The organism is Pelagibacterium nitratireducens (genome assembly GCF_037044555.1).
Lineage (GTDB): Bacteria > Pseudomonadota > Alphaproteobacteria > Rhizobiales > Devosiaceae > Pelagibacterium > Pelagibacterium nitratireducens.
Genome location: NZ_CP146275.1, coordinates 2,318,448 through 2,343,612, shown reverse-complemented (window position 1 = coordinate 2,343,612; position 25,165 = coordinate 2,318,448). Strand labels below are relative to the sequence as shown.

26 protein-coding genes and 1 tRNA gene are annotated in these 25,165 nt (G+C 61.9%); 13 read left to right on the top strand and 14 right to left on the bottom strand.

Annotated elements, in window-relative coordinates; all coding sequences use genetic code 11:
* Positions 1-67: 67 nt before the first annotated feature.
* Complete coding sequence (locus V6617_RS11655; RefSeq protein WP_338607136.1) at positions 68-820, bottom strand: transferrin-binding protein-like solute binding protein; 753 nt, start codon at positions 818-820, stop codon at positions 68-70.
* Positions 821-1,006: 186 nt separating this feature from the next.
* Here V6617_RS11655 and V6617_RS11650 point away from each other — a divergent pair, with 186 nt between their 5' ends.
* Positions 1,007-3,106: a molybdopterin oxidoreductase family protein gene (locus V6617_RS11650; protein ID WP_338607135.1), complete on the top strand. Its 2,100-nt coding sequence runs from the start codon at positions 1,007-1,009 to the stop codon at positions 3,104-3,106.
* Complete coding sequence (locus tag V6617_RS11645) at positions 3,103-4,095, top strand: heparan-alpha-glucosaminide N-acetyltransferase (protein ID WP_338607134.1); 993 nt, start codon at positions 3,103-3,105, stop codon at positions 4,093-4,095. The genes V6617_RS11650 and V6617_RS11645 overlap by 4 nt, the downstream gene beginning before the upstream one ends.
* A gap of 162 nt (positions 4,096-4,257) precedes the next feature.
* On the opposite strand, the gene V6617_RS11640 is transcribed toward V6617_RS11645, so the two are convergent.
* On the bottom strand, positions 4,258-4,659 hold the full coding sequence (locus V6617_RS11640) for a hypothetical protein (protein ID WP_338607133.1): 402 nt from the start codon (positions 4,657-4,659) through the stop codon (positions 4,258-4,260).
* 506 nt (positions 4,660-5,165) lie between these two features.
* Between V6617_RS11640 and V6617_RS11635 the strand changes: the two genes are divergently transcribed.
* Together V6617_RS11635 and V6617_RS11630 are read left to right on the top strand one after the other, a co-directional pair.
* Positions 5,166-5,600 carry a hypothetical protein gene (locus tag V6617_RS11635; protein ID WP_338607132.1) on the top strand — a complete coding sequence of 145 codons (435 nt, stop codon included), beginning with the start codon at positions 5,166-5,168 and terminating at the stop codon, positions 5,598-5,600.
* A 179-nt stretch (positions 5,601-5,779) separates the two neighbouring features.
* Complete coding sequence (locus V6617_RS11630) at positions 5,780-6,196, top strand: DUF1206 domain-containing protein (RefSeq protein WP_338607131.1); 417 nt, start codon at positions 5,780-5,782, stop codon at positions 6,194-6,196.
* On the opposite strand, the gene tnpC is transcribed toward V6617_RS11630, so the two are convergent.
* The 3 genes from tnpC to V6617_RS11615 all read right to left on the bottom strand — a co-directional run bounded on the left by tnpC (position 6,184) and on the right by V6617_RS11615 (position 8,583).
* Positions 6,184-7,818: an IS66 family transposase gene (tnpC, locus tag V6617_RS11625; RefSeq protein WP_338607130.1), complete on the bottom strand. Its 1,635-nt coding sequence runs from the start codon at positions 7,816-7,818 to the stop codon at positions 6,184-6,186. The genes V6617_RS11630 and tnpC overlap by 13 nt on opposite strands.
* A gap of 73 nt (positions 7,819-7,891) precedes the next feature.
* Positions 7,892-8,236, bottom strand: a complete 345-nt coding sequence (tnpB, locus tag V6617_RS11620) for an IS66 family insertion sequence element accessory protein TnpB (protein ID WP_332717533.1) — start codon at positions 8,234-8,236, stop codon at positions 7,892-7,894.
* Complete coding sequence (locus tag V6617_RS11615) at positions 8,233-8,583, bottom strand: transposase (RefSeq protein WP_332717534.1); 351 nt, start codon at positions 8,581-8,583, stop codon at positions 8,233-8,235. Before V6617_RS11615 ends, tnpB begins: the two co-directional genes overlap by 4 nt.
* A 103-nt stretch (positions 8,584-8,686) precedes the next feature.
* Between V6617_RS11615 and V6617_RS11610 the strand changes: the two genes are divergently transcribed.
* Positions 8,687-9,148, top strand: coding sequence for a DUF1206 domain-containing protein (locus V6617_RS11610; protein WP_338607128.1), 462 nt, complete (start codon positions 8,687-8,689; stop codon positions 9,146-9,148).
* Positions 9,149-9,169: 21 nt separating this feature from the next.
* Here the strand turns inward: V6617_RS11610 and V6617_RS11605 are convergent, their stop codons facing one another.
* Complete coding sequence (locus V6617_RS11605) at positions 9,170-9,925, bottom strand: sulfite exporter TauE/SafE family protein (protein WP_338610700.1); 756 nt, start codon at positions 9,923-9,925, stop codon at positions 9,170-9,172.
* Positions 9,926-10,246: 321 nt separating this feature from the next.
* On the opposite strand from V6617_RS11605, the gene V6617_RS11600 reads away from it, so the two are divergent.
* Entirely contained in the window at positions 10,247-10,666 is a 420-nt protein-coding gene (locus V6617_RS11600; protein ID WP_422394829.1) for a glyoxalase superfamily protein, read from the top strand.
* A 112-nt stretch (positions 10,667-10,778) separates the two neighbouring features.
* Positions 10,779-11,486 (top strand): glutathione S-transferase N-terminal domain-containing protein, encoded by a 708-nt coding sequence (locus V6617_RS11595; RefSeq protein ID WP_338607126.1) that lies wholly within the window; start codon positions 10,779-10,781, stop codon positions 11,484-11,486.
* Positions 11,487-11,542: 56 nt separating this feature from the next.
* On the opposite strand, the gene V6617_RS11590 is transcribed toward V6617_RS11595, so the two are convergent.
* Positions 11,543-11,746 (bottom strand): CsbD family protein, encoded by a 204-nt coding sequence (locus V6617_RS11590; RefSeq protein WP_338607125.1) that lies wholly within the window; start codon positions 11,744-11,746, stop codon positions 11,543-11,545.
* A 151-nt stretch (positions 11,747-11,897) separates the two neighbouring features.
* Between V6617_RS11590 and V6617_RS11585 the strand changes: the two genes are divergently transcribed.
* The 6 genes from V6617_RS11585 (at position 11,898) to V6617_RS11560 (ending at position 18,092) form a co-directional block, all read left to right on the top strand.
* Positions 11,898-11,987: transfer RNA gene (locus tag V6617_RS11585), tRNA-Ser, on the top strand.
* Positions 11,988-12,201: 214 nt separating this feature from the next.
* Positions 12,202-13,341 carry an ABC transporter permease gene (locus tag V6617_RS11580; RefSeq protein WP_338607124.1) on the top strand — a complete coding sequence of 380 codons (1,140 nt, stop codon included), beginning with the start codon at positions 12,202-12,204 and terminating at the stop codon, positions 13,339-13,341.
* 3 nt (positions 13,342-13,344) lie between these two features.
* Positions 13,345-14,124, top strand: a complete 780-nt coding sequence (locus V6617_RS11575) for an ABC transporter ATP-binding protein (protein ID WP_338607123.1) — start codon at positions 13,345-13,347, stop codon at positions 14,122-14,124.
* A gap of 3 nt (positions 14,125-14,127) precedes the next feature.
* Positions 14,128-15,795 carry an MlaD family protein gene (locus tag V6617_RS11570; protein ID WP_338607122.1) on the top strand — a complete coding sequence of 556 codons (1,668 nt, stop codon included), beginning with the start codon at positions 14,128-14,130 and terminating at the stop codon, positions 15,793-15,795.
* A 54-nt stretch (positions 15,796-15,849) separates the two neighbouring features.
* Entirely contained in the window at positions 15,850-16,455 is a 606-nt protein-coding gene (locus V6617_RS11565) for an ABC-type transport auxiliary lipoprotein family protein (protein WP_338607121.1), read from the top strand.
* A 119-nt stretch (positions 16,456-16,574) separates the two neighbouring features.
* Positions 16,575-18,092 (top strand): aldehyde dehydrogenase (NADP(+)), encoded by a 1,518-nt coding sequence (locus tag V6617_RS11560; RefSeq protein WP_338607120.1) that lies wholly within the window; start codon positions 16,575-16,577, stop codon positions 18,090-18,092.
* On the opposite strand, the gene V6617_RS11555 is transcribed toward V6617_RS11560, so the two are convergent.
* From V6617_RS11555 to V6617_RS11525, 7 genes are all read right to left on the bottom strand, one after another.
* Entirely contained in the window at positions 18,083-18,475 is a 393-nt protein-coding gene (locus tag V6617_RS11555) for a hypothetical protein (RefSeq protein WP_338607119.1), read from the bottom strand. The two genes, V6617_RS11560 and V6617_RS11555, sit on opposite strands and share 10 nt — an antisense overlap.
* Positions 18,476-18,484: 9 nt before the next feature.
* A complete protein-coding gene (locus V6617_RS11550) occupies positions 18,485-19,312 on the bottom strand; it encodes a TIGR02587 family membrane protein (protein WP_338607118.1) in 828 nt (275 codons plus the stop codon).
* A 60-nt stretch (positions 19,313-19,372) separates the two neighbouring features.
* Positions 19,373-20,461, bottom strand: a complete 1,089-nt coding sequence (locus V6617_RS11545; RefSeq protein ID WP_338607117.1) for an osmoprotectant NAGGN system M42 family peptidase — start codon at positions 20,459-20,461, stop codon at positions 19,373-19,375.
* On the bottom strand, positions 20,458-21,261 hold the full coding sequence (locus V6617_RS11540) for a FadR/GntR family transcriptional regulator (RefSeq protein WP_338607116.1): 804 nt from the start codon (positions 21,259-21,261) through the stop codon (positions 20,458-20,460). Before V6617_RS11540 ends, V6617_RS11545 begins: the two co-directional genes overlap by 4 nt.
* A gap of 174 nt (positions 21,262-21,435) precedes the next feature.
* Entirely contained in the window at positions 21,436-22,236 is an 801-nt protein-coding gene (locus V6617_RS11535) for an ATP-binding cassette domain-containing protein (protein WP_338607115.1), read from the bottom strand.
* Positions 22,233-24,023: a dipeptide/oligopeptide/nickel ABC transporter permease/ATP-binding protein gene (locus V6617_RS11530; RefSeq protein WP_338607114.1), complete on the bottom strand. Its 1,791-nt coding sequence runs from the start codon at positions 24,021-24,023 to the stop codon at positions 22,233-22,235. The genes V6617_RS11535 and V6617_RS11530 overlap by 4 nt, the downstream gene beginning before the upstream one ends.
* Positions 24,020-24,967 (bottom strand): ABC transporter permease, encoded by a 948-nt coding sequence (locus tag V6617_RS11525; RefSeq protein WP_338607113.1) that lies wholly within the window; start codon positions 24,965-24,967, stop codon positions 24,020-24,022. The genes V6617_RS11530 and V6617_RS11525 overlap by 4 nt, the downstream gene beginning before the upstream one ends.
* Positions 24,968-25,165 lie beyond the last annotated feature (198 nt).

Sequence of the window (25,165 nt, the reverse complement as noted above, 5' to 3'; positions counted from 1 at the left end):
AAGTGGAAACCACCTGGCCGGTTCGGAAACGCGACGAGCTAAAACGATGCACCGCCTCCGGCAGCGCTTACTGTGTGCCGATCAGATAACCGGCGGTCGCACCATTGCCGTCGGTGGTGTTGCCACGCACCAGCCCGGCCATTTCATCGGCATTCGGTCCATAAAACTGGCCATCGATGGTGTTGTTCGAGTTGACCTGAACGTTATTTGGTCCTTGGTCGACAGCACCGCGTGTATTGAGCGAACTGGTAAACCCGGTCCCGATAATCCGCCCATTGCCGCCGCCCACAAGGCCCGACTGATCGGAAAGCTCGAACCCGACGGTGCGCGAATCGAAATTGGCCCCCGCCTGGAACGTGCCGCCCGCCTGCTGGCCCGAAGAGCTCGAAATGCCCCACACGCCATCATAATTGGCCGCCTGCATGGGCAGGGACTGCATCTGGCCGCTCGTCGTCTCGCGCCCGTCAACGATTGCATAAACGCTGTTGGTTCCGGCCGGGCTGGTCAGCGCCGTCGCCGCATGACTGCCCCCGATATAGGCCGCATCGCCATTGGCGTCAGCGTATGTATAGCCCGTCAGCCCGCCCGGCAGTCCCGGCGTGGCGGCGCCATTGCCGACGGTATAGTTCCGGCCATCGACGGCTACGGTAATGTCGTTTGTATTGGCCGAAAACGAACCATTGCCCGTGCCCGTCCCACTGGCATTGAGCCCCACCGCCGAATAGTTCAGCGGGGAGGGCGGGAGCGAGCTGGAGCTTGTGCAGCCGGAAACGAGCAGCGCCGCTGCTGCGGCGGAAAGAGCGAAAAGTTTGGTAGTCACGGGGTTTACCCTCCTTGGTGGTCATGGTCGAGTGAGCCCCCGCTCTCGGGTCGATAATGCGGCCCGAATGTGTTGGTTCCGGGATAAGTGCCTTTGCAAAACAAGGTGTTGCAACATCGCCGCAGGCGGCTGACACAGGCCCCGATACCAACTAGTATTGCCCCCTCCACAATGAACCTGACCTGAATGACCAAGCCACTCGTCCTCCGCACCGCCCGCACCGTCTGCCCCCATGATTGCCCCTCGACCTGCGCGCTGGACGTCGAAGTCCTCGATAGCGGCGTCATCGGTCGTGTCCGCGGCGCCAAGGACGATCCCTATACGGCGGGCGTGATCTGCGAGAAGGTCGCCCGCTACGCCGAGCGTGCCAATCACCCCGACCGGGTGCTCTACCCCCTCCGCCGCACCGGCCCCAAAGGCTCGGGCCAGTTCGCCCGAATCTCCTGGGACGAAGCCCTCGATGAAATCGGCACCCGGTTCCTGCAAATCGAAGCCGAACACGGCCCCCAATCCATCTGGCCCTACTACTATGCCGGCACCATGGGCCACGTTCACCGCGACGGCATAAACCGCCTGCGCAACGCCAAGTCCTATTCCGAGCAATACGACACCATCTGCACAATGATTTCCTGGACCGGCTATATCGCCGGCACCGGGCTTTTGACCGGCCCCAATCCCGAGCAGATGGCCGAGAGCGATTGCGTGGTCATCTGGGGCACCAATCCGGTCAACACCCAGATCAACGTGATGACCCACGCCATCCGCGCCCGTAAGGAACGCGGCGCAAAGCTCGTCGTTGTCGATATCTACCGCACCGCCACCATGGAGCAGGCCGATATGGCGCTGCTCATCCGCCCCGGCACCGATGGCGCTTTGGCGCTCGCCGTCATGCATATCCTGCTGCGCGACAACCTCGCCGACCGTGAATTTCTCAAGTCCCACTCGGACTTCGATTCGTCTCTTGAATCACATCTTGCGGTCAAAACCCCGAACTGGGCCTCCGAAATCACCGGCCTCACCCCCGCCGAAATCGAAGCCTTCGCCCATCTGGTCGGTGAAAACCCGCGCGCCTATTTCCGGCTCGGCTATGGCTTTTCCCGCCAGCGCAATGGCGCGCTCAACATGCACGCCGCGCTCTCGATCCCCACAATGGTTGGCGCCTGGAAATATCGCGGCGGCGGCGCCTTCCATTCCAATTCGGGCACCTGGGCGCTCGATAAATCCCAGATCACCGGCGCATCGCTCAAGAAATCCCGCGTCCGCGAACTCGACATGTGCCGCATCGGCCCCATCCTCACCGGCGATCCCCAGGCGCTCGAAGGCGGCGGCCCGGTCAAGGCGCTCCTGATCCAGAACACCAACCCCATGGTCGTCACCCCCGATCATTCTCTCACCCGTGAGGGCTTCACGCGCGAGGACCTGTTCACCGTGGTCCACGAGCAGTTCATGACCGAAACGGCCCAGATGGCCGATATCGTTTTGCCCGCCACCATGTTTGTCGAACACAATGATTATTACACCCGCGGCGGCCACACCCGCGTCCTCTACGGCCCAAAGATCGTCGACGCCCCCGGCGAGGCTATGCCCAATCATTTCGTCATCAACGAAATCGCCAAACGGGTAGGGGCGCCCGAAGCCGTCACTGAAAAGACCGACCGCGAGATGGTCGCCGAAACCTTTTCCCGCTCCGGCTATGGCGATCTCGATCAAATCGAAGCGGCTTCCGGCTTCGTCGATCGCGCGCTGCCCGACGACAAATCGCGCTACACCGATGGCTTTGCCTGGCCCGATGGCAAATTCCGCTTCAAGCCAGATTGGGAAGCCACCCGCATCAAGCGCGGCGTCAACTGGGTCTGCGATCCCTCCGAAATGCCCGCCATGGTCGATTTTCTCGATTGGAACGAGCCGACCACCGAAACGGTCCCGTTCCGCCTGACCACGTCTCCGGCCCGCACCTTTCTCAATTCCACCTTTGGGGAAACCCCAACCAGCCAGAAGCGCGAAGGAACCCCGTCCTTGCTCATGCACCCCGACGATGCCGCCCGGTTGGCGCTTGAAGATGGCGCGCCCGTCACCATCGGTAATCATCGCGGTTCGGTCGAGCTGACCCTGCGCCTGTTCGACGGTCTGCGCACCGGTGTCGTCGTCGCCGAGGGCCTCCACCCCCACAAGGCGCACCGCAAGGGCAGGGGCATCAACACCCTGATCGGCTCCGATCCGGTCAAACCCTTTGGCGGCGCCGCCTTCCACGATGCGGCCGTCTGGGTCCGGGCGTCTGCCGCATGACCTCCATCGCCCCCGCATCCCGCCCGCGCATCGCCGCCATCGACGTCGCGCGCGGCGTCGCCATCGTGGCGATGATCATCTACCATTTCTCATGGGATCTGGCCTTTCTGGGGTTCGTGAATTTCGATCCCACCCAGTCGCTTCCCTGGGTGGTCTTTCAGAAATCCATCGTCGGCACTTTCATTTTCCTCACCGGCGTGTCCCTCGTCCTCGGCCATGGCGAAACAATCCGCTGGCGCCCCTTCTGGCGCCGCTTCGCCATCATCCTCGGCGCCGCGCTCCTCATCTCTGCGGGCACCTACGCCTTCAATCCATCCACCTTCGTCTATTTCGGCGTCCTCCATGCCATTGCCCTGTTTTCCCTTTTGGGCCTGGCCTTCCTCAAAGCGCCGCTGGTCCTGATCCTCGCGCTGGCAATTGTCCTCATCGGCCTTCAACTCTTCATCCAGAGCCCGCTGTTCGGCGAAAAGCTCTGGTCCTGGATCGGCCTCTGGGACGCGCCGCCCCCGTCAGAAGATCTGGTCCCCATCTTCCCCTGGTTCGGCGTCGCCCTCCTCGGCATCGCCGCCACCCGCTGGGCCATAAATAGCGGCCTGACGGACCGCCTCGCCCAATTCAAGGGCACCTCAACGCCCGCCCGCGCCCTGTCCAAACTCGGCCGCTGGAGCCTCGTCATCTACGTCCTGCACCAGCCCATCCTCATCGGCATCCTCATGGGCCTTGCCTCATTGAGCGGCATCAGCGAAACCCGCCGCGCCGAAAACTTCCTCGCAAGCTGCCAAACCAGCTGCGCCCAATCCGCCCCCGACGCCGCCTACTGCACGGCCTACTGTTCCTGCACCCTGGACAGCATAGAAGCCGAAAACCTCTGGCCCATGCTCGAATCCCCCCAGCGCACCCCCGAACAGGACATCGCCCTGAGCGACCTCACCAACCAATGCGCCGCGCAAGTGCTCGATGAAATGCTGCTGGAGCCGGAGGCGGAGTAGGGGCGGGCGAAAGACCCCCGACACCTCACTCTCCCTCTCGTCATCCTCGGGCTTGACCCGGAGCGTAAGCGTAGGGCCGCGGCCACACGCGCAGAAGATATAGGGCGAGCCAGCTTGTCGAGGTTCACGGGATCGTTACGGCAAGGGCACCACCACATCTGCCTAGCATTCGTTTTCCAGAAATTCGGCCGCAAGGTGGTTGATGACGTCAAGTTCAAGAGCGGCCATCACCAGCATATCGCCCCAATAATATGGCAGGCCTTCGTTGACCATCACCTTGCGATAGATATGGGAATGGCCAGGCACGGCGCGATACGAAATCGCTTCCAACGACTTTAAGTCCGCAAAGCCACCGTGCCGGCTGTAGCTATTGCCATCGCCGTCGACCAAAGAAGACACAAACTTGTAGTAGCAGGGCCTGGTTTCCTGAACGATGAACTCGCGATAGCCGGGTGCCGAAGGCGGATCGTTTCTGCTGCGGTAAACCCCATCGCTTACGCGCTCGGTTATCCACACGACGTCACCAATTTCATATCGGCCCGGAATACTGCCGTTGACGATCACTGCAACCTTGTCCAGTTCCGAAAGCTCGGAAAGGCCGTCGTTTGCCCGTGTCGATATGGGAGCAGCGAACAGACAACATATGATTGCTGCCCAACAGGTTAAAATGCGTGCTGTGTGTATAGGGCGCATGGGCATGGTTTGTTATCCTCTCGTCGGTATCAGGACCAAAGCCGAGCCACGGGCGCAAGACCTGAGCTTACCGGGCTGCGGCCCCACGCCCACTAGATGTAGAGCCGACCAGCACCGCGAAAATCTCTTCGCTATCTCAGCGACGAGCATCTCGGCCGCCACGCCCCCTGTCATCCCGGGCTTGACCCGGGATCCAATACCCCCAGCGCTCCGCTTGACCCGGGTCCCGTGAGCGGCCCGACCGACCCCATCTTTCTAGCTTTGATTGAAACTAAAGTTTTGAGGCAGGTTTTCGATCTGCCGCTGCTCCTATCCCAAGTCTTGCATGTGGCACCTAGGACCGGAGTTGTATATAGCTGCTAAAGCTTTCGCGATGAATGATGACGATCAGCATGTCCCGAAAAGTTGCGCTGTGGTTGCTCACCGGTACTACTCTTCTGTTCGCCCTCCCGGTGGGTTGGATGGCCTACTCGGCCTACGCGCCGCATCTCTTGCTGAACGAAACCACACGGCGCCTGTATCAATACAGGGAGGTCGGGCGGGGAGATGGTGATGTGAACATGATCCCTGGTTTCTTTGTGGGCGGCGAGCCAAAACAGGAAATCGAGCGAGAGCTGACACACGCCGGCCTAGAGGCGTGGAATACGCCGGTTCAGGATCTTCCGTCAGGAGCCGCTTCGATACAGGTTTTCCGCCTTGCGGCGGGTTCCCGTGGCGTCGTTTGCGGGAATGAACTCTATTTGACGTTGACTTACGATGCCAGCGACAGACTGCGCACGGCAACGATTAGACAGGGAGGGGTCTGCCTCTGACGTGAATGCTTCGACGCGAGACAGTGCGAGTTGCGAACTTACCGATTTCGACAACGACTTGGCCACCAACTCGCCCCACAGGAAATACGCCGCCGCCAATCCGCCCGCCATCGCCACCTCACGGAACACCAACACCCCTAAAACCGTTATCGACCAGTCTTCAACGGATAACGGCGAGCATGTCAGACCATTTCGAGACCTTGGCCCGGTGGGGCTACGCGGCGCGTGGTGTGGTGTATCTGCTGCTGGGCGGGCTCACCCTGACCTCGGCGATCTGGGGCGGGCGCGATTCGAACGGGTCGTCCGAAGCCCTCTCGAGCCTTTTGGGTTTGCCCTTCGGTCGCATCCTGCTTGGCCTCGTCGCCATCGGACTTTTCGGCTATGTGCTTTGGAAGCTGGCGCAGGGCCTGCTCAATGCCGACAATCGCGACGATGACCTCGAGGGCTTCGCGACGCGTGCTGGCCAGCTGATCAGCGGTGGCGCCAATCTTTTCCTCACCTTGACCGCGGCGCGCCTGGCTTTGAGCCTTGGTCAGGGTGGCGGTGGCGAGGGCGAGGAGCGTAAGCGAGAAGGCAGGACCGTTCAGCCGGCGTAGTTCCAGGGCATGAGGGCGTCGATGTCGCTGTTGGGCCAGCCATTGGCGATACGCTCGAGGGTCTGGGTGAGCCAAACATGTGGGTCGACATCGTTCATCTTGGCCGTGATGAGCAACGTTGCGATGGTTGCCCAGGAGCGGCCGCCCCCGTCACTGCCGGCAAAAAGGCTGTTCTTGCGCGTAATGGTCTGGGGTCTGATGGCGCGCTCGACGATATTGGAGTCGAGCTCGATGCGGCCATCCGAGAGGAAGCGTTCGAGCACGGCACGCCGGGCGAGCGTGTAGCGGATCGCCTCGGCCAGTTTCGATTTCCCCGAGATGCGGGGCAGTTCCCGGTCCAGAACGGCGAGCAGGTCGCTCACGATCGGCGCGGACTTCTCGGCTCTGATGGCGGCGCGCAGATCGGGGTCGTGACCACGAATGTCGTCTTCGATGGCCCACAGCGGTGCCATCGCCGTCACCACGGCACCGGCAAAGGGCGAACCGTCACTGGCCTGGAGATCGAAGAACTTGCGCCGTGCGTGCGCCCAGCACCCGGCGAGCGTCATGGCGTCGTTGGCGCCACTCGCTTTGCCCAGTCGGTTATAGGCAGCATAGCCGTCGATCTGCAGGATCCCGCGATAGCCGTCCAGATGCCGGGCGACGCATTCGCCTGATCTGCTGTCTTCGAAGCAATAGGCCACCATCGGTGGACTTGATCCTCCAAAGGTCCGGTCGTCCCGGGCATAAGCCCAAAGCCAAGCTGTTTTCACCTTGCCAGTGCCAGGCGCCAGGGTCGGAAGCCGGGTCTCGTCGGCAAAAACCCGCTCACCGAGCTTGATGGTTTTGAGAACATGGTGGGCGAGTGGCTCGAGCTCGAAGCTCAGCCGCCCCATCCATTGCGCCATCAGAGACCGATCCAGCTCCACCCCATCACGAGAGTAAATCTCTTCCTGGCGATAGAGCGGTAGGCCATCGGCGTATTTGCTGACCGCCACCTGGGCCAGCACCGCCTCGGTGGGAATGCCGCCGGCAATGAGATGGTTGGGCGCCGGAGCCTGCGCGATGCGATCCTGGCCGTCCGCCAGGCGATAGGCGTATTTGGGGCGACGGGTGACGATGACGCGGAACCTGGCCGGCGTCACATCGAGGCGCTCGGTGACGTCCTCACCGATCCGCACGGCATCAAGGCCTTCGCACTCGGCCGGCACCTCGGGCTCGATCACCTCCTCGATCCGCTCCAGGTGCGGTGCAAACCCTTTCCGGGGACGCGAAGGACGGAGCGCGGCTTGTCCGGATTGCTTTTCGCGTTTGGCCTCGATCTCGCCAAGACCGGTCCGCAACTCATCAAAGGCGAAAGCCATCTGCTCGTCATCAAGGGGGGCGATCCGCAGCTTTTCCGAGCGAGTGCCGTATTGGGCCCGCTGCAGCAGGGCGATGATGGATTCCAGCCGGCCGATCTTTTCCGCGTCGGCAGCCTTGTCCGCCTTCATGGCGGCAATCTCGGCCTCATGCGCGGCGATTTCAGCTTCCAGAGCCCGGCGCCGCTGCTCGGCCGACGCCACCCTGTCCTGGGCCGCCACGATCATCGCCTTGAGGGCGTGGACGTCATCGGGGAGCGCATGCAAATCGGCCGGGTTCATGCCGCGATCATGGCACAAAACACCCCCGATTGCCTGGCTTTTTGCGCTCCCTGAGTCAGTCTGCCGCAGACGTTTACCCAGCAGATTGCGGCCGGTTCACCGGCACTGTTCGCACCCGCTTCCAGTCCATCCCCTCGATCAGTGCCAGCAGCTGTGCGTAGCTCATCTGCACCCGAGTATTACCAATCCGCGGCCAGCAGAACGCCGCCTTCTCCAACCGCTTGGCGTAAAGGCAAAGTCCGGTGCCATCCCACCACACGATCTTGATCCGGTCGGCCCGCTTGGCGCGAAAGACATAGAGCGCGCCATTGAAGGGGTCCGCTCCAGCATCGCGCACCAGACCAACAAGACCGTCTGGCCCCTTGCGAAAGTCCACGGGCTGGCTGGCCAGATAAACCTTTACACCCGTAGGGATCATGCCGACCGCACAGCGCGGATTACCCGCCGCAGATGGGCGTCTCCGACATCGGAGCCAACCCGGACCACCGTGTCACTGACCACGATCTCGATCATACCGCGCTCAGACCTTGCGGCGGCTACCACTCCTGCATCGTCATCGCGTTTTGCGACCTCGCCGCGCTTGAATGCCTCGGTGCGCCAACCGAACAACTGCGAAGGAGAAATCCCGATCTCGCGCGCCAGCGCCGACACGTTGGCCCCAGGCTCAAGACAGCGCGCCACCATCTCGGCCTTGAACGCATCCGACCACCGGCGCCGCCGAGCGACAGGCGCGCCCTCCATACGATCAGGCACCGCCTCGATCATATGAAAACTTCCATCTCCAGGCATAGTCGTAGACATAGAACATAACACCCATCACAAATTCTCGGGTGCCAATACCGCCGGATGTCGGCCGTCACCAGACGGGGTGGGCTTCTCGCTTACCGAGGAGCAGGCCTCGGCTTGGCTGCTCCAGCAGCCCTTCGGCCCGTTCCTGTTGGGTCTTGTTGCCTGCGGTGTTCTCTTCGCCGGTGGCGTACAGGTCTGGTACGGCGCCTTGCGCGGCTATCGCAAGCGCGTGCGGTTGCCCGGTCAGCACAAGCGCTGGATGGACCCCATCTGTGCAATCGGTTTGATCGCGCGCGGCACGATCTTCGCCATCATCGGCGGCTTTCTCTTCTACGCGGCCCTGACCGTCTCACCCGATCAGGCCGCAGGGACCAAAGAAGCCCTGGACTATGTCTATGCCCTACCGTTTGGCCGTATCCTCTACGGTGCCATCTCGTTGGGGCTCATGGCATTTGGTGTCTATAGCATCATCGAGGGCCGGTATCGCCACGTCGACGCGCCGGACCTCGATGGCATGCGCGCCGCCGCCGCCCGCATCTGAGATAACGGGAAACAGGCGAGCCTACCCATAAACCCCCCAGAAAAAATACACCGTCAGCCCCACCCCATACACAACCACAAACCCCCGGATCACCTTGGCCGGCACCAGGTGCGAAAAATACGCCGCCGCGAACCCGCCAACCATCGCCCCGGCCAGCGCCACGCTGCCCTCGACCCACGCAATCGACCCGGTCGCAGCGAACCGCAGCACCGCCACCACCGACACCACGGCCGAGATCAGCAGTTTCAGCCCGTTCATCGCATGAACGTCCTCGAACCCGGCCAGCGCCAGCCAGGCCAGCAGCACGATGCCCAGCCCCGCATTGAAGAACCCGCCATAAAAGCTGATGGCCAAAAGCAGCACCGAAAGCCCGATGGCGCCGGCCCGCGCCGCGCGTTTCGAGCCCACCGAGCGGGCGGCAAAGAACCGGTTGATCCGTTGCCCGAAAATATAGATCGCCACCGCGAACGCCATCAGCCAGGGAATGATGACCGAGAACGCTTCGTCCGAAATCCGCATCAGCGCCTCGGCGCCCAGAAATCCTCCCACCAGCCCCAGCGCGCTATAAAGCGCCAGCCGCCCCTTGTGCGGCGCGATATGCTTCCAGTAGCCGATCGCCCCGGTCACATATCCGGGCAGGCACGCATAGGTGTTCGACGCATTGGCGAGCACCGGAGGCACCCCGGCAAACAACAGCGCCGGAAAAATCACAAAAGAGCCGCCCCCGGCGAGCGAATTGATCATCCCGCCGAGCAAGCCGGCGGCGAACAGCAGCACATACGTCAATTTCGGGATTCCCACATACCCACAATGTTGCGCAATCTGTGGCTCCCGAACGCACAAGTCCATACATTTTGGCGCCATTGTTGCCCATGTTGACAAAGCGTCGCGGCATACCTATCTGAGCACTCGGTTGAAGCGCCTGCCGTCCGCAAGGGCACATGTCCTACGGTGAAGTCTTCCACGCCAACCCGGCTTTTCCGGGCCGCGCGAACCAGCAAACATCGTCCCAACCCATTGGCGGTGCTTGGCAATGCGGGCTCCCAAGACGAAAATTCCGCCGTGGAGACTTTGACGATGCGTAAACCTGCATCCCATCTGACCACGACCGACCTCAAGACCGAGGCGCGCAAGTATCGTGCCGCCCAGCTCGACGCCGGTCGAACTCTAACGCAATCGCAAGCCCTTGAAATGGTTGCGAGATTTCATGGATTCCGGGACTGGAACACCGCCGCCGGCGTGCTTCCCGTCACCCGCGGCCCGGCCTATGCCGTCAGCCAGCAGGTCTCCGGCACCTATCTCAAGCAGCCCTTTACCGGAACCATCATCGGCGTCAAGGCGCTGGGGGCAGGGGAGATGTTCCGCCTGACCATCCAGTTCGACGAGCCGGTCGATGTCGTTGCTTTCGATAGCTTTTCCGCCTTCCGGCATCGCGTCGATGCAACGGTCAACCGCGACGGAATAACCCCCTCGCGCACCAGCGACGGCCAGCCGCACATGGTCCTGGCCCGCGCCTGAAACCATGCCGGGGCGCCCCAGCGCCCCGGTTTTTCCTTGCCGGGCCTTGCATTCATCGGTCAATTACGATGATGTGCCGTCCAACACCTGAAATCGGCAGATTGGAGTCCCCATGTCCGAGCAGACCAAACCCATCGATCTCTATTATTTCCCCACGCCCAATGGGCATAAGGTCTCGATAATGCTCGAGGAATTGGGTGTTCCCTATACGGTTCACGCCATCCATATCGGCAAGGGGGACCAGTTCAAGCCCGAGTTTCTCGCGGTCTCTCCCAACAACAAGATTCCCGCCATCGTCGACCCCGAAGGCCCCGGCGGTGCGCCCATTTCGGTCTTCGAATCCGGCGCGATCCTCAAATATCTCGCCGAAAAATTCGATCGGTTTTATCCCCGTGACCCGCGCGCCAGGGTAGAAGTGGACGAATGGTTGTTTTGGCAGATGGGTGGTTTCGGCCCGATGCTCGGTCAGAACCATCATTTCAAGCAATATGCGCCTGAAAAAATTCAATATGCGATCGATCGCTACGTCAACGAAACCCACCGCCTCTATGGCGTGCTCAACAAGCAGCTTGAAGGCCAGGACTACATCGCTGGTGAGTATTCCATCGCCGACATGGCTTCGCTGAGCTGGTCGCTCGGCTGGGAAAAGCAGGGCATGGACCTAAGTGAATTTCCCAATGTGGCCGCCTGGCAGCAGCGCCTCAAGGCCCGCCCTGCGGTCGAACGCGGTCTGGCGGTCAAGCTTCCCGAGGATCAGCAGATGAACCTCGCTGACGACAGGGAAGCGCAAAAAGTTCTTTTCAATCAACGCGCTAAGTAACAAAAGAAAGGCGGCACCCACCGGTGCCGCCTTTTTCGTTCAGCGCTGTTTGGCGCTTACCAGCCGTTGCGGTCGAACCAGTTATCGACCTCTTTTTTGGCTTCGTCTTTCGACTTGCCATAGCGCTCCTGGATCTTTCCTTCGAGCTGCTCACGCTTTCCGGCTACGACATCAAGGTCATCATCAGTGAGCTTGCCCCACTGTTCCTTGGCGCTGCCGGTAAACTGCTTCCAGTTGCCTTCCATCTGATCGCGATTCATTTTGTCTTCTCCTTTTTGTTCGCTGGTTTCAAAACGGTTTGCCCGCCCCGCCGGTTCCACGAACCGCAAATTGCCCCCCGCCCGTCCATTTTCACCTCTCGCGACAAAAACCCCTTGCACTTCCGCGACATTCCGGGCTACCACCCGCCTCGGAGAGGTGGCCGAGTGGTCGAAGGCGCGCCCCTGCTAAGGGCGTAGGCGGGTAACTGTCTCGAGGGTTCGAATCCCTTCCTCTCCGCCATTTTCCCAGCCAACCGCAAGAACACCACGCCGGGCGCCATGTCCCGAGCGGTGCCTTACGACGTGCACAAATGCATCACCTGCCGGTCATCTCTCTTGCGCGCGGGCGCCGGTGCCACCCCGGTCAGGACAAGCCTGTTCCTCCATGTTAAGAAAACATGAACGGCCCCAAGGGCTTCGGATTCGACCAGCACGGAACGACAAGCGCGCACTTCATGAGTCAGGTGGATGAACCCCAGATCGAGATGTCCGATGCTGACGGTGCTCTTGTCGCGCGGCTGTCCGGCGCGTGGACCACGCAATGGACACAGCAGATCCAGTCGCGAATCGAGGCCGCCTTTGCGGACCGTTCCGTGCCGGCCCGGCTCGAGTTCGACCTGACCGGCGTGACTGCGCTCGATACGGTCGGGGCCTTCCTTCTGGCGCGACGCCGTGACGAGATGGGACAGGGCGTCCAAACCGCAATCACCGGCACCACCGAGGCGCAGGAAGCGCTGCTCAGCCACGTCAATGCTATAGAGCCGCACGCCCCCGTGGCCAAGCCCACGCTGCCCTGGCTCTTACGGCCATTCGACGGGTTCGGCCGCATGACGGCCAACGCGCTGGTGGATGTGGTGGCCATTCATGCCGTTCTGGGGCGGGTGATGGCCGCAGCCGGCGCCACGCTCACCTTTCGTGCGCCGTTCCGCTTTGCCGCACTGGTCAACCAGCTCGATCTGATCGCCTTTCGGGCCGTGCCCATTGTCGTGCTGATTTCAGTGGTGGTCGGCGCCATAATCACTCAGCAATCCATCCTCCAGCTTAACAATTTCGGCGTTGCGATCTATGTCGTCGATCTCGCTGCCATCCTCATGCTGCGCGAAGTGGGGCTCCTGCTTGCCGCTATCATGATCGCCGGACGATCAGGCTCGGCCATAACCGCCGAACTGGGCTCCATGCGGATGCGCGAGGAACTTGACGCGCTCAAGGTCATGGGCGTCGATCCCTATCAGGTGCTCATCCTGCCGCGCATGATCGCGCTGTTGATCGGCCTGCCCTTCCTGGCTTTCATTGGCGCTCTCTCGGGCCTCGTGGGCGCCGCCATCGTCGCACTGGTTTATGGCGGCATCCCTTTTGATATCTTTCTCGACCGGTTGCAGGGTGCTCTCAACATGCAAACTCTCCTTGTCGGCATGGTCAAGGCGCCTTTCATGGCCGTCATCATTGGGCTGGTCGCGGCCAACGAGGGCTTCAAGGTGCAGGGCAGCGCGGAATCCCTGGGCCGCCACACAACGGCCTCGGTCGTGCGGTCGATCTTTCTGGTCATCGTCGCCGATGGCCTGTTTGCCATGTTCTTTGCGGCCATCGGAGTCTGACCAATGGTCGATGCTGCAACGCCGGATCCCATTATTTCCATCCGCGATCTCGTCGTCGGCTTTGGCGATCAAAACGTCATCGACGGCTTTAGCCTCGATGTGCGCAAGGGCGAGGTGCTTGGCGTCATCGGCCCTTCAGGCTCGGGAAAGTCGGTAACCCTGCGTGCCTTGATCGGCCTGTTGCCCAAACGCGCCGGCGTCATCGAAGTGTTCGGCGAGGACTATGCGAGCCTGTCCTATAGCCAGCGCGTCGCCATAGAGCGCCGCTGGGGCGTCCTGTTCCAGCAGGGCGCGCTTTTTTCCTCGCTGACCGTGCTCGAAAACGTCGAATTTCCGATGCGCGAACATTTCGACATCCCAAAAAAGCTGCGCCGCGAAATCGCCCGCTTCAAGATCGATCTCGTCGGTCTCGGCCCGGATTCGGAAAACCTATATCCGTCCGAACTGTCGGGCGGGATGATAAAGCGTGCCGCTCTGGCCCGGGCCCTTGCGCTCGACCCCGATATCATTTTTCTCGACGAGCCGACCGCCGGCCTCGATCCCATCGGCGCGGCCCGCTTCGATGAACTTGTGTTGAACCTCAAGACGGCGCTCGGGCTTACCGTCTATATGGTCACCCACGATCTCGACAGCCTTGTTACAGTCTGCGACCGTATCGCCGCTTTGGGTCAGGGAAAACTGTTGCAGGTGGGCACGCTCGCCCAGTTGCAGGCATCCGAAGACCCCTGGCTTGTCGATTACTTCCACGGCCCACGCGCCGAGCACCATCTGGAGCAGACCTGATCGATGGAAAATAAGGCCAACTACGCCATCGTCGGCGCCTTTGTGACCCTGGTCATCGCTGGGTTAATGGGCTTTGTCTACTGGTTCTCGATCGCCGGACAGGTAACCGAACGCGCTGCCTACCGCATCGTCTTCGATGGCGCCGTCACGGGGCTGACGCCGGGCACCAATGTGCTGTTCAATGGCCTCCCGGTCGGTACCGTCGAAGCGGTTTCCATCAATCCCGAGGACCCCAACCAGGTCCTCGCGCGCATCGCGGTGGAAGCAGACGCTCCGGTGATGAACGACACCCGCGCCATACTCGAGGTGCAAGGGCTGACGGGCTTTGCCAATATTCAGCTTCTCGGCGGCACGCTTGAAGCGGGGCGGCTCGAACCACAGGCGGGCCAGACGATCGCCGTGATGCAGGGCGAGGCGTCCGACTTCCAACTGATAATGGAAGGCGCGCGCGACATCATCGCCAACGCCGAATCCACCTTCGAGCGCATCGACAGCTTTTTTGCGGACAACGAAGAGCGGCTCACCTCCACCCTTGCCAGCATCGACGATTTGTCCAGCGGGTTGGCAGGTCTGGTCGAGGGGGCAGGCGAGGGCTCGGACTTCGACACCGTCGTTTCCAATGTCAGTACGGCGCTCGAAAGCGCCACTGCCACGCTGTCCGAGCTGGAGCTTCTGGTTTCCGACAACCGCGAAAACCTCTCGCGGACGATTGCCAATGCTGAATCGTTTTCTGCGGCGCTGGCCTCCAACTCCGAGGGTGTCGACGGCTTCCTGTCGTCGATGACGGCGACCAGCGAACGCATCGGTCCGCTTGCCGACGAATTGCGCGATCTGACTGTTCAGGTCCGCGAGATCGTGGCGGCCATTCCCCCCGAGGATGTTCGCTCGACGGTGGCAGACGTCGGTGCCTTCGCCCAGACGCTCGCCAATAACACGGACAACATCCAGGGCTTTTTTGACGATGCCCGCTCCTTGGCCACCAACCTTTCGGGCGTCTCGGACGGTCTGCAGGGCACGCTGGACCTGATCGATCGCGCTTCGGCGGCCGTGGACCCCGACGTCATTGCCCGCGCCATGGACAATATCGACTCCTTCTCGACCGCGCTGGGCAGCAATGCCGTCAATGTCGATCAGATCCTCACCAACACGCGCACCTTCACTGAAACGCTGGGCAATGCCACCGAGCGAGCCGATACCATCATCGCCCGCATCGACGGCATGATCACCACCGAGGACGGCCGCATGCTGTTCGAGGAATTTGGTGCCACGGCAACAGCGCTGCGCCAACTCATCGACCGCTTGGACGGAATGGTCGCGTCCGACGACGGCCAGTCGCTGTTTGCCGACTTCAGCGCAGCCGCCACCTCGATCCGCGAATTGTCCGATACGCTAAATACCGTCGCCGCCTCACCTGAAGGCCAGCGGGTGATCGCCGACATTTCAACTGCGGCCAATTCCATTGAAAGTCTGGCCAACGCGCTCGACGAGCGCACACTGGCCCTGTCGGCGGAACTTTCAAATTTCACCAACAACGGATTGGGCGCCTATACGACCCTCGCCAACGAGGCAGTACGGAGCCTTGAGCTGTTCAACCGCGTTATGCAACAAATCGAACGCAATCCTCAGTCACTGGTGTTTGGTGGAGAAACCGTGCGCGATTTCGCGCCGTGACTAACGGCCCGGTTCGGGAACGCGATAAAGAAAGTTAAACAAGGGACGAGCCAGATGCGTAATAAAATCGGCCGCCGCGCCTTTCTCTCGATGTCTGCCATCGGGCTCACCTCGACCCTGGCCGGATGCCTTGGTCTGGGCGCAAGCGCGCCCGTCACCTACGATCTGACCCCAGGTGCTCCCGGCCCTGTTCCGCGCCGGAGCAACCGCACTATCGTTGTGCGTGAGCCTGCGACCATTTCGACATACGATACCCAGCGCATCGTTGTGCGCCAGCCGGGCGGCGTTCTCAGCTACCTTAGCGAGTCCCAGTGGTCCGATACTCTGCCGCTGCTCGTCCAGACCCGCATGCTGCAATCGTTTCGCGACGCAGGGGTCACCAATATCGGCAGGCCGACCGACCCCATCGCGCTCGATGTGATCCTGTCGACAGATATCCGTGCCTTTGAACTCGATACCAGTGCCGGCGGTGCAATGGCCCGCGTGGCATTGGCCATACAACTCGTCAGCGACCGCAGCCGCACGGTGATTGCCAGTCAGACCTTCAGCGCCGATGTTCCCTCGCCATCACTCGATCAGGCCAATGTCGTCGCCGCCCTTAACACCGCGCTTGATGCCATCCTGCGTCAGATCGTGGAATGGACCGCCGCCCGTATCTGAGCGGAAACTTATGACCTGGCGCGAATTGCGGGGTTGTAAAAAGGCTCCGCGGACAATAAATCATACTTAATCTCGGTCGCTTTTCAGCAGCCATCCACCCCCATTTTCGGAGATTTTCCATGAGTTTCACCCCATCCGGCAAGCATCTGATCGCGGGCGAATGGGTTTCCGGCGCGGGGACCTTCGCATCCGAGCCCGCATCGGGTCCGAGCCACGAATTCGCGGTCGGAACGCCCGAACTGGTTGATCAAGCCGCAAAGGCCGCCGAAGCGGCCTTCTGGTCCTATGGCTATTCGTCGCGCGAGGATCGTGCGGCGTTCCTCAATCTGATCGCCGACGAGATCGAGGCGCGCGGGGCCGACATCACCGAAATCGGCTCCCAGGAAACCGGGCTCCCCGCCGCCCGCCTTGAAGGCGAACGCGGCCGCACCACCGGTCAGTTGCGCCTGTTTGCCGATCACATTTTGAAGAGCGATTATCTCGATCGCCGTCACGATGCGGCGCTGCCCGACCGCAAGCCCGCGCCGCGCCCTGACCTGAAAATGGTCCAGCGTCCCATCGGCCCGGTTGCCGTGTTCGGCGCGTCCAACTTCCCGTTGGCCTTCTCCACCGCCGGTGGCGACACCGCAGCGGCGTTGGCTGCAGGCTGTCCTGTTGTCGTAAAGGGCCATGGCGCTCATCCGGGCACCGGCGAGATCGTCGCGCAGGCAATCGATGCTGCACGCAAGAAGCTTGACCTTCACCCTGGCGTCTTTTCGCTGGTCCAGGGCGGTGACCGTTCGGTTGGCCAGGCGCTGGTCCAGCACCCCGATATCAAGGCCGTGGGCTTCACAGGCTCGCTCGGTGGGGGCAGGGCGCTTTACGATCTGTGCGCCGCCCGTCCCGAACCCATTCCGTTCTTTGGCGAGTTGGGCTCGGTCAATCCCATGTTCGTTCTGCCCGAAGCACTCAAGGCGCGGGCCGAGGAGATGGGCAAGGGCTGGGCCGGGTCGCTGTCAATGGGTGCGGGCCAGTTCTGCACCAATCCCGGCATTGCCGTGGTGATCGAGGGCGATGAGGCCCGGAGCTTTATCGATACCGCCAAGGCATCCCTCTCCGAAGTCGGCCCCCAAACAATGTTGACCGACGGCATTGCCAAGGCATTTCGCGATGGCCGCGACAGGATTGCCGCCTCACAGGGTGTCCAGGAGCTGTTGACTTCGACCTGCGACCTGCGCAACGCCACACCCTATCTGTTTGAGACCGATGGCGACACCTGGCTGGCCAACCACGACCTCGGCGAAGAAGTGTTCGGCCCGCTCGGCCTGATCGTAACCGTCAAGGACGCCGACCAGATGCGCCAGATCGCCAAGTCGTTGCAGGGGCAGTTGACCTGTACCATCCACATGGATGCGGGCGATACCGATTTGGGCCGTTCCCTGATGCCCATCCTCGAGCGCAAGGCGGGCCGCGTGCTGGCCAACGGTTTCCCGACCGGCGTGGAAGTCGCCGATGCCATGGTGCATGGCGGCCCATACCCGGCCTCGACCAATTTCGGGCATACCTCGGTCGGAACGCTTTCGATCCGCCGTTTCCTGCGGCCCGTCAGCTATCAGAACATCCCCGACGCCCTGCTGCCGGCAGATCTTCAGGGATAAGTATAGCCAGCGATCCGGAGCGTGAGCCGCTCCGGATCGATCTCTTGCGAGAACCCCAGCCCCACCTCGGTTTTGCCTTCCGCGGGAAGGTAGTCGAGCGTGACCGAGGCCGTTTCGGTCTCGCCGCTCTCCAGAGCAACAACCCCTTCGATCACCACATCCGAGATCGTGACATATCCGCGATTGCGGACCTTGATTTTCGCCACATGGCTGTCTGCGATGGGCAGGCGGTCTTCCAGTGCGAGTTCCACCCGAGGCTCACCGCCTGATCGGGTCAGGGCCTCAAAGCCAATGAAGCCCGCCAGAGCCAGCACAAGCACCACGCTTGCCGCCGCAACGATCCATTCGATCCGCTCGCCTGATTGTCTCGCGCCAGATGCCATCTTTCGCTCCTAAAGAATCAGTCGGGCCGCGGCGGCCCCGATGGCTGCTGGGAAGCCGAGGACGACGGTGACGCGCAGTGCGCGCTGCAAGCTCATCCCATCAAGCTGGCCGAGCAGCCACAGGCTGGCCAGGCTGACTGCCAGCGCCATCGCATAGCCCGAAACCGTAAAGCGCAGGAACGCGCTCCACCACGGCGTCTCAGGCGAGATTTCGCTGCCGCCGGCAAAGGAGGCAGCAAAGACAAAGGCATGCATGAGCGCCAAAGACAACGGGATGAGCGCCAGCGCGTGCCACGGAGTCATGCGGAAAGAGATAAGTTGCATCTCTTCGGTTGGCGCCACGTTGAGCGAGAGAAAAAGCGCTCCCGCAGCCATGATGAGCATCTGGCCGTTGAAGGTTTCGTCCCTTTTTGCCGGTTCGGAATCGTCGCCGAACTGGCCGCGGGCCAGCATGGCGCCCAGCGCCGCTGGAAAGGTCTGAATTGCGATCATGCCCGCCGTTTCGCTCAGGCTGGCCGGATTGCCGAAAATGGCCAGAACGGTCATGACGGCTGCGCTGGTGACTATGCCGAGGCCATAGGCGATGGTCACATCACGCAGATCCTGGCGCCAGTCGCGGGTGCTTTCGAACCCGATCTCGCGCGAAAGCAGCATCATGAACGGAAAGCCGGTGACAAGCAGAACAAGCAGACGCCAGCGGTCCAGCGTCATGCCAAGCTGCCACATCTCCATGGTCATAAGCATGGGCAGCGCAAAAATCAGTGCGCCGCCCGCCCCGCGCAACAGACCCAAAGGAAACGGGCCCTGCTCCTGTTTCGATTCCGCGCGCGTGACCACCGGTCGCCCATCCATTATGACAGATAGGGCGATAACGGGGATAAGCGGTGCGCGTTCCATTCAGACGGGCAGGGGAACCAGTTCGCTGCCGATATAGGCGATGATCAATTTCGTCAGTTCTTCCAGTGACTTGATATGCGTACGCTCCCAGCCATGCGAGGCGTCGAGCGAAAAGCAGATCAGTCCGACCCGCAGATCCCAGCCCGCATCGATTGCCGCTGCGCTATCGGAGCGGTAGGAGCGGAACGTGTCGCGCACATGGGCGATGTCATTGGCCTGGGCCAGCGCGAGAAGGTGCCTTGTGATGGGCAGATCGAACGGGCCGGTCCGATCGCGGAAAGCGATGGTTGCGGCGGCGTCATTTGTGGTTTGGCCGGGGCCGGTGACGCCGTTGTCGACGGCCACAAGTTCTTGAACCTGCTCACCAAATCCGTGCGTTCCCCCGATTCCCACTTCCTCGGAAATCGTGAACATCACCTGGGCAGGAACGGAGGGTGAAATACCGTCGTCGGAGAAGTGTTTGAGCGCCGCGAGCAGGCACGCAACGCCCGCCTTGTCGTCGAGATGGCGCGAGACGATGAAGCCGTTTTCGAGGAATTCGGGCTGCGCATCAATGGCGACAACATCGCCAACATTGACGCCAAAAGGTGTGGACTTGTGCTCTCGGTGACCCGACATTGCTGAACTTTGCGGAAATATTCCGTCCGCCTCCGAAAATGCGTCGATCCGCACTTCCAGATTGTCCCAATCGGCCGGTTGGGTATCGACTTCGGTGTTGAACAGATGGCCCGATGCCTTGAGCGGCAAAATGGTGCCGCGCAATTCTCCCGTATCGGTAAAGATCGTGCAGCGCGCCCCTTCGGCAAACCGCGCCGCCCATGTTCCGGTGTTGCGCAGCTTTGGACGTCCGTTGGGATGGAAGCCGATGACCATGGCCCCGAGCGTATCGATGTGGGCCGCCAGCGCCCGTCGCGGTTGGCCATTGCCGATGGTGACGCTGAGGACGCCTCGCCGGGTGTAGCTGACCTGATAGCCCATGGTTTCGAGCCATGCGGCGACCTTGACGGCGGCGCGTTCGGTCATCCCGACCGGTGAGGGGGTGTTGACGAGGTCCTCCAGACAGCGCTGGAGGTATCCGGTGTCGATCATTTAATGCTCTTTTTGCGTTTCTCGGTTCCACCGCGGGCCACGGGGTCGTGGAGGAAATCCCCGTTCAACTCGGCCTGCAGGTCGAGCATGGAACGCTCGGCGTAGGCCATATGATCCGACATGATCTTGTGAACGGCGTCGGCATTGCCCGCCTGCATGGCGGCGATCATCTTGCGCTGGTATTCAATCCCCTGCGCACGCAGCACGGGCTTGGGCTGGACATAGATGTCGTGACAGACGGCCAGATCCTTCAAAAGCCGCTGCAGGAAGCGGCAGGTGAAGGCGAGCAGGGCGTTGTCGGCGTATTCTGCCACCACGGCGTGGAAATCGAGTTCGGCCATGCGCTGGTCCCAGCGCTCCTGGGCATCGGCAGGTTCGTGATCGTAGATTGCGATGATGCCATTGAGCCGCTCGTAGGCCATTTCGTTCATGTTGGCCATCGCACTCACGGCAACGAGCGGTTCGAGCACCTTGCGCAGCGCGTAGATATCGCCAATCGTCACCGTCTTGGCGAACAGATAGTTGGACAAAAGGCTCATCGCCCGGTTTTCCGACATGGTGTCGATGAAGGCCCCGCCGCCCGGCCCGGTGCGGGTGCGGATCAGCCCCTGCACTTCGAGCGATTTGAGCGCTTCGCGGATCGTGCCCTTGGACGCTGTGTACTGCTCCATCAATTCGCGCTCCTGGGGCAGCCGGTCTCCCGGCTGCAGCCCGTGCTCGATGATGGTCTTCTTGATCGCATCGACGATTTCGTCGGTGCGCTTGCGGCGGAGGGGGATTGGGGTGTCTAGGGCGTTCATAACTTTTGCTCCACCCCCCACCCGGTCACCCCGGCCTTGAGCCGGGGTCCAGTACACTGAGGTCTCGCGGCTGAAATGCCGACGCTGCCGGTTACTGGGTCCCGGGTCTTCGCCCGGGATGACGGCGGTGGGGAGGATGGGATGATTGGGGATATCGCGATTGTCGGGAACATCTTACTGGGCTGCTGCGGCCAGCCGGGGCGCGCTGGCAATCAACTCCCTTGTATAGTCATGACCCGGTGCGGCAAACAGTTTCTCGGCGGTGTCCAGTTCCACCATCTCGCCCAGATACATGACCGCGACCCGGTCCGAGACCGATTCCACGACCGCCAGATCGTGGCTGATGAACAAATAGGACAGCCCGAACTCGCGCTTGAGATCGTCGAGCAGCAAGAGAACCTGCGCCTGCACCGAAACGTCGAGCGCCGAGACCGGTTCGTCCAGAACCATGATTTTCGCTTCCGCCGCCAGGGCGCGGGCAATGGCGATGCGCTGGGCCTGGCCGCCGGAAAATTCGTGCGGATAGCGCTCCAGCGTGTCCTTGGGCATCTGCACCGCGTCGAGCAGGTCGCGTTTTCGCGCCTTGCGCCTGTCGGCATCATAGCCGCGCAACAGGTTGAGTGGCACGTCAAGAATCCTGTCTATCGTCTTGCGTGGATTCAAGGAAGCGACGGGGTCCTGAAACACATACTGGATCATCTGCCCGAAGGCCCGCGAGCCTTCCGATTGCAGCGCATCATAGGCTTTGCCGCCGATTTCGACGCTGCCCGAGGTCGGTGTTTCGAGCCCGACCAGCATGCGCGCGATTGTCGATTTACCCGATCCGCTTTCACCCACGATGGCCAGCGTTTCGCCCTGTTTGAGCTCGAACGTCACGCCCTTGACGGCCTGAACCGCGTGGCTCTTGCCACCAAACAGGGTGCGGTTGCCCCCGAAGGTTTTGACCAGGTCTTTTACGACGATGGCGTTGCTCATGGTTTGCCCTCCGCAAACAGGGGCCGGACAGTGGCGAGGAAATCCTTGCCCTTGCCCAGTTCGGGCACGCAGGCGATGAGCTTTTTGGTGTAGTCGTGCTGGGGGTCGCGCAGCACGTCCGGCGTCGTCCCGCTTTCAACGATAACGCCGTCCTTCATCACCGCGACCCGGTCGCACACCTGGGCGACGACCCCGAAATCGTGGGTGATGAGCAACAGCGCCATGCCGCGTTCGCGGCGCAAATTCTGAAGCAGGTCGAGAATTTTGGCCTGGACGGTGACGTCCAGAGCCGTTGTCGGTTCGTCGGCGATAATGATGTCAGGATCGTTGGCCAGCGCCATGGCAATGCCGATGCGCTGGCGCTGCCCGCCGCTCATTTCGTGCGGGAAGGCATCGACCCGCTCGGCGGCATCGCGGATGCCCACCTGTTCCATCAAAGCGATAGCCCGCTCTTTGGCTTCACTCTTGCCGACCGGTTGATGGGTGGTGATGGCTTCGGCGATCTGCTCACCGACCCTGTAGAGCGGATGAAGCGTGGTCAACGGGTCCTGAAACACATAGGCGACCTTGGAGCCGCGCAGCGCCCGGATGCCGCTTTCGGACCGCGAGAAGACGTCCTCGCCCTCGATGGATACCGAACCCCCGGTGATGATGCCTGGCGGAGAGGCGACAAGCCCGAGCAGCGATAGGGCAGTGACGGACTTGCCCGACCCGGACTCCCCGATCAGCCCCATGCATTCGCCCTTGTTGAGGGTAAAGGAGATGTCCTTGACCGCCGGGATGGTGGCCCGGCCGCGCTGAAAGCTGGTTTCGAGATTGCGGACGTCGAGAATGGCAGTTGCCTTGTCCTGGGACTCGGCAGCCTTTTTGCGCTCGATCCGCGTCACCGAAAGCGGGCGGGTGAGATCGCCGGCCCGCAGGCGCGGATCGAGCACGTCGCGGACGCCATCGCCCAGCAGGTTGATGCTCATGACGATGGCAAAGATCATCAACCCGGGAATGATCGAAACATGGGGCGCATTGAACAATAGCCGCCGGCCTTCGCCCAGCATGGAGCCCAGATCGGACTGGGGTGGTTGCGCGCCGAGCCCGAGGAAGGACAGCCCTGCGGTTTCAAGGATCATCCAGCCCACGGTCGTCGACATTGTGATGACGATGACCGGCAACACGTTGGGCAGCACTTCGGAAAACAGGATCGCCGTATGCGATTTGCCCGAAAGCCGGGCCGCATCGACAAATTCGCGGCTGGCCAGCCCCACGGTGATGCCGCGAACGTTACGGGCAAAGAAGGGGATATTGACGACGGCAATGGCGTAAAGCGCATTGAGCAGCCCCGGCCCGAGCACGGCAACGATGGCCAGGGCGAGCAGGATATAGGGAAAGGCCATCAGCATATCGATGCCGCGCATCAATATGTTGTCGGTGATGCCCCGCGCGTAACCCGAAACCAGCCCGATCAGCGAGCCGATCAGCGCCGCAATCAGCGTGGCGGATAGCCCCACGGCAATCGAGACCCGCGAACCCCAGATGAGCCGGGCGAGAATATCGCGGCCCAGATGGTCGGTGCCCAGAAAATGGCCATCCGAAAAGATCGGCTGCAGCCGGTTGGCGGGCAGGGTGGCGTCAGGGTCGGGGATGGGCAGGAGCGGGGCGAGCAGCGCCATGGCGCCGATCAGAACGAGAACGACGAGCCCGCCGGCTGCCAGCCGGTTGTTGAGCAACAGGCTCCAGCTTGAGAGCCGGGCCGACGAAGGCGCATTGTCTGCGGTCGCGATTGCCTGGGTCATGTCTTGAGCCTCGGGTCCAGAATGGCCTGCGCCACGTCGGCGAGAAGATTGATGAGCACGTATGTGACGGCAACCACCAGCACGCCGCCCTGCACCAGAAGGATGTCGCGGGTGGAAATGGCGTTGACCAGCATCGCCCCGATGCCCGGCCACTGGAACACGGTCTCGATATAAACGGCACCACCCATGACGAACCCGGCCTGAATGCCGATCACCGGGATGATCGACACCAGCGCCGCCTTGAACGCGTGGCGATAGATCACCGCGCGTTCATTGAGGCCCTTGGCGCGGGCGGTGCGGACGAAATCCTGGCGCAGCACTTCGAGCATCGCCGCCCGCGTGAGACGTGCGATGACGCCCGTGGCGACGATGGCCAGCGTGGTGGCGGGCAAAATCAGATGGATCAGAAGGTCGGGCAGGTCGCCCCCGCCATAGACCGCGTACATGCCCGAAGCGGGCAGCACGCGCCATTGCACGGCAAACAGCAGAATGAAGATCAGCCCCAACCAGAAGGCGGGGGTGGAAATGCCGATCAGGACAAAAAAGGTAACGATCCGGTCGGTCCAGCCGAACTGGCGGACGGCGGAAACGACCCCGGCGAAAATGCCCAGGATCGAGCACAGCACCAGCGAGGCACCGGCCAGGATCAGCGTTGCGCCGAAGCGTTCGAGCACTTCATCGATCACCGGGCGGTTGAGGATGAACGAGCGCCCGAAATCGCCCTGCACCAGATTCCCCACCCAGACGAAATACTGCTCCCAGACCGGGCGGTCCAGCCCAAGTTCGCGATTGATGCGGGCGACGTTTTCGGGGGTGGCATATGAGCCCAGAATGGCCAGCGCCGGATCGCCGGGGATCAGCGCCATGATGCCGAACACGATCACCGACAGCCCGATGATGACGGGAATGGCCGAGACGAGGCGTTTGAGGATATAGCCGGGCATGTCTGCATTTCCTCTTTTGCGGCGGGGGCTCGTTTCGTTGGGGAAGCGAGCGGTGCTTTATGCCCCCCTTGGTCACCCCGGCCCTGAGCCGGGGTCCAGTATGCGGCAGCGCTTGTGGATTAGCACGAAGGCTGCCGGGTACTGGGTCCCGGGTCTTCGCCCGGGATGACATTGGTGGGTGAGCGAGCGGTGGGGCGG